Raw genomic sequence first — 10,928 nt, forward strand, 5'->3', positions numbered from 1 at the left:
TTTCATGGCTAAGGACCAACTTCAACGCTCCACTTCTGCTCATAAGGGAGATTGTAGGTACACAAAATCAATATGCAAAGGGAGCAGTGCTGTAAGAAATAGAAAGAATGTATCAATACAGATTGTTATTGTAGGGGGATTGTATAATTTCTATACTTAGAGAAATGGGAGAAACTCTGCCAATGAGCATTGCATCTCTTGCTGAATGTGGTCTGTGATGATGTTTTGCTGATATGAATTTCCGGCCGGTCCTGATCTGGGGCCGGTTTTTGTATTTTTATTATTGACAGGTAAGATTCGGCGTGCTAGACTAGTGGCAATTAAACCGATGAAGCGGAGATAACGGCAACGATGCCTGCACAGAGAGCCCAGGGAGATGAGAGCTGGGCCAGAAACAGGTTGTCAAATGGACCGCAGAGGGCGCAGTGAAAGGCTTAGCCGAGTAGCCTGCGACGTGGAGGTTGGCGTGACAAACCAGGGATATGTTGGTATCCTAGCCAAGTGTGCGCGCAAGCGTAAATTCAAGGTGGCACCGCGGATTATTTACTATGTGTAACGATTCGTCCTTGACAGATGTGTACTTCTGTCAAGGACTTTTTTCTTGGCAGGCGGTTTTTAAGAATTTGGAGGAAAGATTATGCCCTTAAACCTGAGCCTGGAGGAGGTCCAAGCCTTCGCCCAAGATACGGACTATACGATTGTGCCCCTGGCGCGTGAGATTCTATCGGACTTTATCACTCCCATTGAAGCCATGCGAATCCTGAAAAAGGCCTCGACCCACTGTTACATGTTGGAATCGGCCCAGGCCAATGAGACCTGGGGCCGGTACAGCTTCCTTGGCTATGAGCCCAAGTTGGAAGTGACCTGCAAGGATGGCCGTTTAGAAATCGGCGACCGAGTCTATGAGACGGAAGACCCAGCGGCTTATATCCGCGACTTGCTGGCGGACTACCGGAGTCCCCGTTTGGACAATTTGCCAACTTTTACCGGAGGGCTGGTGGGTTACTTCGCCTATGACTACTTCAACTATGTGGAGCCTTCAGCCAGACGGCCGGTCGCTGACCACGAGGACTTCAAGGACCTGGATCTCATGCTCTTCGACCGAGTCATTGCCTTTGACAACCTGGAACAAAAAATTATCCTGATCGTTAATCTGAAGTTGGACCAGGTGGAAGCTAACTATGCGGAGGCGGTGGAGGCGCTGAATGCGATGGAGGACCTTCTGCGCAGCGGTGACAAGGTCGAGGAAGAACCAGGCCGGATCCAAGGGCCTGTGACCCCTTACTTGGACCAGGAAGCCTTCTGTGATATCGTCAACCGGGCCAAGGATTATATCCGGGAGGGGGATATCTTCCAGATTGTTCTCTCCAACTATCTATCCGCGCCTTTCTCGGGCAGCCTCTTTAATAGCTACCGACTCTTGCGGACGGTCAACCCTTCGCCTTATATGTTCTATTTTTCGGGAACGGATGTGGAATTAGCGGGGGCGTCGCCAGAAACTCTGGTCAAGCTAAAAGAAGGCCGGCTCCACACCTTCCCGCTAGCAGGAACGCGGCCGCGGGGCAAGACGGCGGAGGAAGACCAGGCCCTGGAAGCGGACCTCTTGTCCGATGCCAAGGAATTGGCTGAGCACAATATGTTGGTAGACCTAGGCCGCAATGATCTGGGTCGGGTCAGTGAGATCGGCAGTGTGGAAGTAGAAAAACTCCATGCCATTGAACGTTTCTCCCACGTCATGCATATTGGGTCGGTGGTCGGCAGCCAGCTGCGGTCGGACTGCGACGCCCTGGATGCTATTGCCTCTGTCCTCCCAGCTGGGACCCTGTCGGGAGCGCCTAAGATCCGGGCCTGCCAGTTGATTGCGGAATTGGAGGGAAGCAAGCGCGGTGTTTACGGCGGCGCCATTGGTTATATTGACTTTACTGGTAATATGGAAACCTGCATCGGCATCCGCCTGATCTACGCCAAGAACGGCAAGGTCTTTGTCCGCAGTGGGGCAGGGATTGTTGCCGATTCCCAAGCGGAAAAAGAATACCAAGAGTGCCTCAACAAGGCCAAAGCATCCCTAAGTGCCCTAGAACTCGCCCAGGAGGTGGACTAATGATTTTAATGATTGATAACTATGATAGTTTCTCTTATAACCTCTACCAAGAGTTGGGGGAATTGGAACCAGACATCCAGGTCATCCGCAATGACGAATTGACCCTGGAAGAAATCGAAGCCTTGGCGCCTGAAGCCATCATTATCTCACCCGGCCCCGGCCGCCCTGAAGATGCTGGAGTTATTGTCGACCTAGTTCGCCAGCTCGGGTCCAAAATTCCAATCTTGGGTGTCTGCCTAGGCCACCAAGCCATCTGCCAGGCTTTTGGCGGGGTGGTGACCTATGCCGACCGGATGATGCACGGTAAGCAGTCAGAGATTGAAGTCGACACCGACAGCCGGCTCTTCCAAGGCTGCCCCGAACGCTTCCCGGTCGCCCGTTACCATTCCCTAATTGCTGAGACCAAGAGCCTGCCAAGCTGCCTCAAGGTCACCGGCCAGACTGACCAGGCTGAAGTCATGGCCCTAGAACACCAGGACTATCCCATCTACGGCGTCCAATTCCACCCCGAATCCATCATGACCCCAGAAGGCCGCCAGATCCTAGCTAACTTCCTTGGCAAAAAATAAATTACTGTTTAATATCTTGTGCTAGTGAGCATCCGTTCTGCTTTGATTTTGCTGTTTAGTGATGTATAAGCCAAGTGAGTGATGATAGCATAACAAAAGTAGGCTAGAAGTTTGATCTCAGTTCTTTTCCTATAATATAATTTGATAAACGTTAGAATTTTCTGTAATTTTTGAGCATCCCTATCAATTCGGTTAAAAAATATAAATAAAATATTTTGTTTTAATAACAGTTCAGATTATGAGCAGGAGTGGAGCTCGAGTTTGATCGTTAGCCATGAAAAAGCAAACGAAGCGAATTAGGGAGAGTTGGCGCAAGCCTTACTCTCCCTTTAAGTCTCGTTAGGCGAGAGACCTTGGCTCGAGCCGGTGCCATGGCTTTTGAACGATCAAACTCGAAGCGAAACGTATGCTCATTAGCAGTATTTAAAAAGATAATAGATAGAAAAAAGCACCGTATCATTTTCCGATACGGTGCTTTTTGGTCAAATCACTAAACTTATTTTTCTAACTCGCCTGGGTAGTCAGGCACGCCTTTTTCAACATTGATGGCATTGAAACCATTCTTGTCTAAGATTTCAGTGCCTTTCTTGGACCCCTTACCGTCATGGCAGATAACATAGTAGACTTGGTCCTTGTCTAAGTCATCTAAGTGGTCTTCGATTTCGGATAGAGGGAAGTGAACTGCGCCGGGCACATGGCCTTCTTCGTATAATTCGCGTGGGCGAACATCCAGGATGTTAACGGAACCGTCTGCTTTTACAATGTCGTAAAATTCTTCAATCGTTACTTGGTTCATAATATCTACCTCCTATAGCTTAATCATAACAGAATGCCGTTTAGATACAAATGATTTGCTCAAAGCGTTTACAAGCCAGTTAGTTTCTGTCAAAAGCTGCCTATCCCAGGGCAACGTCGAGGACCATCATGACCGCAAAACCAGCAATCAGAGCCAGGGTGGCGAGGTCTTCGTTGCCGTTACTTTGGGATTCAGGAATGAGCTCTTCCACGCAGACGAAGATCATGGCGCCCGCTGCAAAGGCCAAAGCGTAGGGGAGAATAACAGTCATCTGGGTAACCAACCAAGCCCCCAGGATAGCCCCAATAATCTCGACCAGGGCAGAGGCTTGGCCCAGGTTAAAGGCCCGCCAGCGGCTATTTCCATTAGCGCGGATTGGCATGGCCAAGGCAGAGCCTTCAGGGAAGTTCTGCAGGGCAATCCCCAGGGTTAAGGAAATAGCGCTAGCCATACTGGCATTAGCGAGGCCGGAGCCGACTGCCCCGTAGGCCACGCCAACTGAGAGACCTTCCGGGATATTATGGATGGTGATAGCGAGAAAGAGGAGGAAGGTGGAGGAAAGTTGGGTCGGCACCCCTTCTGCTTCAGACCGGGTCTTATCCATATGCATGTGGGGGATAATCTTGTCCAGTAGGCTGAGGAAGAGGCCTCCTGCTACAAATCCCACCAGGGCAGGGAAGAAGGACCACTTGCCATAGCCCCCTGCTTCTGCGTATTCAATCGAAGGCGCGAGCAGGGACCAGAAGCTAGCTGCGATCATGACCCCAGCCGCAAAGCCATTCATGGCGTCTAATAATTTACGGTTAATTTCCCCATGAAGAAGACCAAGGATGAGCCGAGCGCGGTAAAGAACCAGGTCACAATACCAGCCAGGCCAGCTTGGACGACGGGGTGTAAGTTGATAAACCAATCAAACATAAAAATCTCCTTACTTCAATAATTTATCCAATCAATAGTCAGTATAACGCAAATAATTAGGATTGCCTAATCATAAGCTGCCCCTGTCCTAAAAGCCCTTGTCTTAGTTCAGCTTTTGTGCTAAACTTTTCCGATGAAATTCACTTCATAGAGAAGCGAGGTAATTTAATGAAAAATAAGTCTTTAAGCCGCGCCCTGGTCTACAGTGGGGGCGCTTTCCTGTTGATGATCCTAGCCCAAGTCTTGGCGACCCTTATGACGAATTTAATTTCGGATGAAGGGCTGGCTAGCCTGGTCAACCCCTTGCTCGATCTTTTGATCTTTGCGGGGATCTTCAAGGCCTTCCAAATAAAGGCCCTGAAAATGGGGGACAGGGAATTAGGTCTGGCGCCGCGGTCTGTGTCCAAGTTGACGGCGATCCTGGCTGTGGCCCTGCCTGTGACCCTGGTCTTGGGAACGGCCCTGGCTTTAGATGGGCAAGCCCAAATGGGAGAACTCTCTCTCTATAGCTTGGCCTACTTAGTCTTAGCGGACGGCCTGAACGGGGCGGTCCAGGAGGAATTGGTCTTCCGGGGCATTGCCCTGAACGTGCTCGGTCGCGCGCGGTCCGTTTACTGGGGGATTTTTTTGCCGGCGGGGCTCTTTGGCTTGATGCATCTGTTGAACAAGCCCCTGGATGGCCCTTCCCAGCTTATCTTAGTCCTGGCCGGTTTCTTAGCTAGCTTGCTCTTCTCCCTTGTTGCCTATGTGGAGGGCAATGTCTGGTCCAGCATGGCCTTCCACGTGGCCCTGAACGGCCTGTCTTCGGTGCCTTACTTTGTGGATCCGGCCCTAGAAGAGGGCGGGATCAGCTTGGCTCCAGCCTATTATTACTACCAGGATGGCCCGCTCTTCTTCACTGGCGGGGGTTACAGCATCCTCAGTTCAGGCTGGGCCTGTTGCCTATACCTTGCCTTGATTGCCTTCTACTACAAGCGGGGCAAGGCAAGGGGAAAGTTCTAATATTTAGCTGTCCAGCTAGCCTGCAGCCCACTTGGCGATTGTCCGTAGCCAGCTGGGCTTTTTGATTATTTTAAAACTATAAACATGCGTGCGTTACGCTTTTGAATTTACCCCTTGAAGAGCCATGGCTAAGGGCTAACTTCAACGCTCCACTCCCGCATATAGCTAACAAACAATGCAAGTATTTTTTATTAATAGCTGCTTGCTTTAAATGACAGAATATTCCGTAAAAGGGTTTGAAAAATAGGGGGCCAAGGTATAGACTAGATAACAATAACAAATAAATGAGAAATAGATGAGAAAAGAAAGGGAGTTTTATTTATGGGAGTTTTCGCCCGCTTGAATGCTTATTTTAACCGTTATTTGGCGATGATTGTCCTGGTCGTGGGTCTGGGGGCCCTGCTCGCTCCCCAAGCCTTTATCTGGGCTTCTTCTTATACCTCGATTTTCCTAGGTCTCGTGATGTTTACCATGGGCTTGACCATGAAGCCCCACGACTTCTCCGAGGTCTTCAAACATCCCCTCCAGGTTTTACTGGTGGCAGTGGTCCAATTCGGCTTCATGCCTGCTTCTGCCTATATGGTGGCTAAGCTCTTCAACCTGCCCCAAGAGATGGCTTTGGGCCTGATCTTCGTTGGCTGTGCCCCAGGCGGGACCTCTTCCAATGTCATCACCTTCCTAGCCAATGGGAATGTGCCCCTGTCGGTATCCGCGACCTCGGTATCGACCTTGCTGTCGCCCTTTATGACGCCCTTGCTCCTAGCTGCTTACGGGGGCGCCTACATTGATATCGCCTTTTGGCCCATGTTCCTCTCCATTGTCAAAATTGTTCTCTTACCGATTGTGATTGGGATTGCCATTAATTACTTTGCCGGAGAGCGTTTGAATGGGGTCCAGGATTTCTTGCCCAGCTTATCTTCTCTGGCAGTTCTCTTGGTTTTAGCAGGATCTGTGGCCATTAATGCGGACACCTTGAAGGCTACGGGTTGGGTCATTGTAGCGGCTGTCTTAATCTACAATATCAGTGGCTATGTGGCCGGCTACCTGGTCTGCAAATTCCGCCACTACGACATCCCATCCACCCGGGCCATTGCCATTGAAATCGGCATGCAGAACGGGGGCTTAGCTTCGACTCTGGCCCTCCAACACTTCAATCCCAATGTCGCCCTCGCTGGAGCAGCCACAACCGTCCTCCACACCTTGGTCGGCACCCTCTACGCCAGCGCCTGCCAGCGTAAGGATCAGAAAGCACCTGTTCCTGACTCTGAGTTCTATAAGGAAAAAGCTGGGCAGCTGGAGGATAGCCAAGTCTTAGCTGAAGAAAAAATTTAGCATCTTTAATAATAACAAAAGGCATCACTTGCGAAGAATTCAAGCGATGCCTTTTTGAATGCTATAAACTGACAGGTTATTCCCGAATCTGCCCCTGGCCCTGGATCAGGTACTTGTAGGAGGTCAGGGCCTTAAGTCCCATGGGGCCGCGGGCGTGGAGTTTCTGGGTGGAGATGCCGATCTCGCCGCCGAAACCGAAGACGCCGCCGTCGGAGAAACGAGAGGAGGCGTTGACATAGACGCAAGCCGCATCGATGTCGTTCATGAAGTCTTGGGCCACTTGGTAGTCCTGGCAGGCAATGACCTCGGAGTGCTGGCTGGAATAGGTCTGGATGTGGTCGATAGCTTCTTGGTAGGAGTCGACGATCTTAACGGCGATGTCGTAGTCCAGGTATTCTTCCGCATAGTCCTTTTCTACAGCAGGGATGGCGTCTTTGACCAGGGCGCAGGTGCGTTGGTCGCCGTGGAGGCGGATGCCCTTTGCTTCAATTAAGTCTTGGGCCTGGTCTAAGAAGTCCTTGGCGATGGCCTGGTCGAGGATTAAAGTTTCCAGGGCATTGCAGACGGACACGCGCTGGGCCTTGCCATTGATGAAGACTTGCACAGCTTCATCTAAGTCGGCAGACTGGTGGACATAGAGGTGGCAGTTGCCCACGCCGGTTTCAATGGTTGGGATGGTGGCGTTTTGGACCACGCTCTGGATGAGGGCAGCGCTTCCTCGTGGGATCAGGCAGTCGACATAGCGGTCCAGCTGCATGAAGGCCGTGGCCAAGGCCCGGTCTGGATCATCGATGTATTGGATGGCGTCCTGGGGCAGGTCGACGGCAGCGAGTCCCGCTTGGAGGGCCGACACGATGGCTAGGTTGGATTGGAGGGTTTCTTTGCCCCCGCGCAGGATGACGCTGTTCCCCGTCTTAAAGCAGAGACTGGCAGCATCGGCGGTGACATTAGGCCGGGACTCGTAGATAATGCCGATCACGCCGAGGGGGACCCGCTTTTGGACGATGTCGAGGCCCTGGGCTGTGGTCCAGCCGGCGATGACTTCATGGATGGGGTCGGGCTGGCGGGCCACGTCTTCTAGGCCTAGCGCCATGGCTTCCACCCGGTCTTCGGTCAGGGTCATGCGTTCGATAAAGCTGTCGGGTCGGCCTTGGTCCCGGGTCTTAGCGATATCTTGGGCATTGGCTTCAAGGATGGCTGCCTGCTTTTGGCGGAGTTGGTCCGCCATGGCTAAGAGGGCAGCTTCTTTACTTTGGCTGCTGGCCTGGCCGAGTTGGCGGGCAGCGGCCTGGGCTTTCTGGCCCATGACTTCAAGGTCTTTGATATCCATTTTATTTTTCCTCCTTTTGGGATGATTGGCGGGCGGAGACCAGGCTGCCAATATCTTCTCCTGCTAAAAGTTTGAAGATATTGGCGGGTTCCTGGCTGCCCATGATCACCATGCTCCGGCCCTGGTCCAAGACCAGCTTGCCGGCTTTGAGTTTGGTGGCCATGCCACCGGTTGAGAAGCTGGACCCCTTGCCCCCAGCTTGGTCTAAGTTGTCTTGGCTGATGCCTTCCAACCGGCTGATTCTTTGGGCTTGGGGGTCGGAGTGGGGGTCGGCGGTATAGAAGCCATCGACGTCCGTGAGTAGGACTAAGAGGTCGGCTTCAACAATATTGCTGACCAGAGCGGACAAGGTGTCATTGTCCCCAAAGCGGGTCTGGTGGTCCAATTCATCGACTGCGACCGCGTCATTTTCATTAATGACGGGGATAACCTTCTGGGCTAGAAGAACTTCCAGGCTGTTCCGGCAGTTCTTCAGGCTCTCAGGATAGTCCATGACGTCCCGGGTTAAGAGAATTTGCGCCACGTCCTGGTTGTAATAAGCAAAAAAGCGGCTGTAGATACTCATCAGGGTGACTTGACCCAAGGCAGCCAGGGCTTGTTGTTCGGGGATGGCTTGGGGGCGCTGGGCGATCCCTTGTTGGACGCAGCCGACCCCGATGGCACCTGAGCTGACGAGGACAACTTCCTTGCCGGCTTGGCGGAGGCTAGCTAGGGTGAAGGCGAGCCGGTCGATGCGCGGGTAGTCGATCGTGTTTTGGTCTGTTAATAGGGAATTAGTTCCGATTTTGAATACTAGGCGTTGGGCATGGGCTAGGTCTTGGCGCTCCATCTCTTCATCGCTCCGTTCTCTCATAATTTCTTCATTATTGTACCATAGTTTGCCTGACCCTGCCTGGTTTAAAAAGCTTTCGACTGGACCTAAAGACTGCTATAATAGGAAGTAAGACTTAAGGAGGCGGGTGCGATGACAGGAGAGGGCTTTAAACGTGTGAGGCAGATGGTCTATATGATCCTCTTAGCCGGAATGGTGGTGGTTTTGGGGCTTGTGGACCGGTCGTCTACTTTTGAGAGCCAGGTCAAGCTGACCAATCAAGTGCCTGCCTTGAAAGCGAATGAACGCCCCAGCCAGGGCAAGCTCCAGGCACCGGGGGCTGACCAATTGGAGGCTAGGTTTGGAGGTAAATTAGACCAAGTCCTTGCTGAGCTGCCTGAGTCCATCGACCCCAAGGACTGGCGCTTGATCCTCGTCAACCGTCAGGCGCTCCTAGATAAGGAACCGGATTTTGAAGCCGCCCAGACGCCAGAAGGTCAAGTCTATGACCAGCGCCTCCAAGGGGACTTGGAAGCCCTCATGGCCGATGCCCGGGCGGCGGGCTATGACCTGCGCACCATCTCGGCCTTCCGCTCCATCGAATCCCAGGCCTATAACCGCCAGCACCAATATGAGACTTATCTCAACCAGGGCAAGTCCAAGGAAGAAGCCGAGCGGATGACGGATGCCTATATCGCACCGGAGCGGGCGACGGAACATGCGACGGGTCTGGCCTTCGACTGGCTGAGCCAGGCTTGGCTGGACCAGGGTGGGGGACTTGATGACAGCTTTGTTGAAGACCCAGCGGCCCAGTGGTTGGCCGACAATGCCCATAAATATGGCTTTATTTTGCGCTATCTCAAGGACCGCGAAGCCATCACGGGTTATGAATTTGAACCCTGGCACTACCGCTATGTTGGCAGGGAACACGCCGCTTTTATCCAGCGTTATGGCTTGACCCTAGAAGAATACTTGCAGCTGGGCCGCTACCGGGACCAAGTTAAGTCAGGATCTTAGGCCAAATGGTTGGAACTTATGTTATAATAAGCCGTGACAATGAATATTTAGGCTTCGACTGAGCCGGAATCGGGGAAAAACTTGTATGAATCACAAAGGAACAAAGACCATTGAGACACAGAATTTGCTCTTGCGCAAATTCGATGTGTCTGATTATGAACAGATGTATCGAAATTGGGCAGGGGATAGCCAGCTGACCCAGTACGCTAGCTGGGGCGTCCATGAGTCCAAGCGTACCACTAAGAAGCTCTTGGAACACTGGCAGCCTAAGCGCACTAACGATAAAATCTACCGCTGGGGAGTGGAAGACAAAAGCAGCCAGGCCCTAATTGGTGAAATTCATGTGAAACGGATCGTTAAAAAGATTGCGGCCTGCGAATTGGAATTTCTCTTCGCTCAGTCGGACCAGCGCACCGAATTGGGGGCGGAAGCGGTCCGGACGGTCACCCACTTTCTCTTCGACGCTGTCCAAGCGGAACGTGTCCAAGTGGGAATTGACGTGGAGGACCAGGCCAACCAAGCCATCTTAGAAGCCTGCGACTACCAGGAAGAAGGCATCCAGAAACGCGGCTTAGCCAACAATCGCGGAATCGTTGACCGGCGCTGGTTTGCGGTCGTCAAAGCGAATAAAGACTAAAAAGGGCCCCAGCAGGCCTCTTTTTTATGGGGAAGTGTCGTTCTTTAAACTTTTGTATTGGTGATTACTAATCAAAAAATACACAACAGTAACTTTTTGAGCAGGAGTGGAGCTTTGAAGTTGGCCCTTAGCCATGAACAAGCAAGCGAAGCGAATTATGGATCGTAGGCGAATAGCCGTACGATCCGTTTGAGTCTCGCTAGGCGAGAAGAAGGTAGCAACGCTGCTAACGCAGCCTTGAACTTCATCTCTAAGTCGCCCCGCTCCAAGAGCTGAACCTGCTCGAGCCGGTGGTGTATAGCTATCTGAGCGTCAGCGACTTACGGATATAGTACAAAACGGCGAAAGCCGTTATTGTCCCTCAAAAATTTAAGGGACAACTTCAAAAGCGGAACGGATGCTCACTAGCACAATT

General features: G+C 51.9%; 9 protein-coding genes and 1 pseudogene. 6 read left to right on the plus strand and 4 right to left on the minus strand.

All coding sequences use genetic code 11. The annotated features are described in order from the left end of the window. Nucleotides 1-637 precede the first annotated feature (637 nt). Both HMPREF3090_RS04480 and HMPREF3090_RS04485 read left to right on the plus strand, forming a co-directional pair. Nucleotides 638-2,101 carry an anthranilate synthase component I family protein gene (locus HMPREF3090_RS04480; protein ID WP_067972596.1) on the plus strand — a complete coding sequence of 488 codons (1,464 nt, stop codon included), beginning with the start codon at nt 638-640 and terminating at the stop codon, nt 2,099-2,101. Next, nucleotides 2,101-2,670: an anthranilate synthase component II gene (locus tag HMPREF3090_RS04485; RefSeq protein ID WP_067972593.1), complete on the plus strand. Its 570-nt coding sequence runs from the start codon at nt 2,101-2,103 to the stop codon at nt 2,668-2,670. The genes HMPREF3090_RS04480 and HMPREF3090_RS04485 overlap by 1 nt, the downstream gene beginning before the upstream one ends. Before the next feature lie 496 nt (nt 2,671-3,166). Here the strand turns inward: HMPREF3090_RS04485 and HMPREF3090_RS04490 are convergent, their stop codons facing one another. Next, a complete protein-coding gene (locus tag HMPREF3090_RS04490) occupies nt 3,167-3,466 on the minus strand; it encodes a rhodanese-like domain-containing protein (protein WP_067972590.1) in 300 nt (99 codons plus the stop codon). Nucleotides 3,467-3,566: 100 nt separating this feature from the next. Beyond that, nucleotides 3,567-4,384: pseudogene (locus HMPREF3090_RS04495) on the minus strand (ZIP family metal transporter). Between the two features lie 168 nt (nt 4,385-4,552). Between HMPREF3090_RS04495 and HMPREF3090_RS04500 the strand changes: the two are divergent. Together HMPREF3090_RS04500 and HMPREF3090_RS04505 are read left to right on the plus strand one after the other, a co-directional pair. Then, nucleotides 4,553-5,386, plus strand: coding sequence for a CPBP family intramembrane glutamic endopeptidase (locus HMPREF3090_RS04500; protein WP_067972585.1), 834 nt, complete (start codon nt 4,553-4,555; stop codon nt 5,384-5,386). A gap of 321 nt (nt 5,387-5,707) precedes the next feature. Continuing rightward, a complete protein-coding gene (locus HMPREF3090_RS04505) occupies nt 5,708-6,718 on the plus strand; it encodes a bile acid:sodium symporter family protein (RefSeq protein WP_070486050.1) in 1,011 nt (336 codons plus the stop codon). A gap of 76 nt (nt 6,719-6,794) precedes the next feature. Here HMPREF3090_RS04505 and HMPREF3090_RS04510 read toward each other — a convergent pair whose 3' ends face one another. Together HMPREF3090_RS04510 and proB are read right to left on the minus strand one after the other, a co-directional pair. After that, nucleotides 6,795-8,048 carry a glutamate-5-semialdehyde dehydrogenase gene (locus HMPREF3090_RS04510; RefSeq protein WP_067972580.1) on the minus strand — a complete coding sequence of 418 codons (1,254 nt, stop codon included), beginning with the start codon at nt 8,046-8,048 and terminating at the stop codon, nt 6,795-6,797. Nucleotide 8,049: 1 nt separating this feature from the next. Further along, entirely contained in the window at nt 8,050-8,901 is an 852-nt protein-coding gene (gene proB / locus HMPREF3090_RS04515; protein WP_230080832.1) for a glutamate 5-kinase, read from the minus strand. A gap of 111 nt (nt 8,902-9,012) precedes the next feature. On the opposite strand from proB, the gene HMPREF3090_RS04520 reads away from it, so the two are divergent. Both HMPREF3090_RS04520 and HMPREF3090_RS04525 read left to right on the plus strand, forming a co-directional pair. Then, on the plus strand, nt 9,013-9,876 hold the full coding sequence (locus HMPREF3090_RS04520) for a M15 family metallopeptidase (RefSeq protein ID WP_067972577.1): 864 nt from the start codon (nt 9,013-9,015) through the stop codon (nt 9,874-9,876). A gap of 85 nt (nt 9,877-9,961) precedes the next feature. Next, nucleotides 9,962-10,513: a GNAT family N-acetyltransferase gene (locus HMPREF3090_RS04525; RefSeq protein WP_067972575.1), complete on the plus strand. Its 552-nt coding sequence runs from the start codon at nt 9,962-9,964 to the stop codon at nt 10,511-10,513. The last annotated feature ends 415 nt before the right edge of the window (nt 10,514-10,928 follow it).

It is taken from the genome of Aerococcus sp. HMSC23C02 (genome assembly GCF_001806805.1).
In the GTDB taxonomy this organism is placed as follows: domain Bacteria; phylum Bacillota; class Bacilli; order Lactobacillales; family Aerococcaceae; genus Aerococcus; species Aerococcus sanguinicola.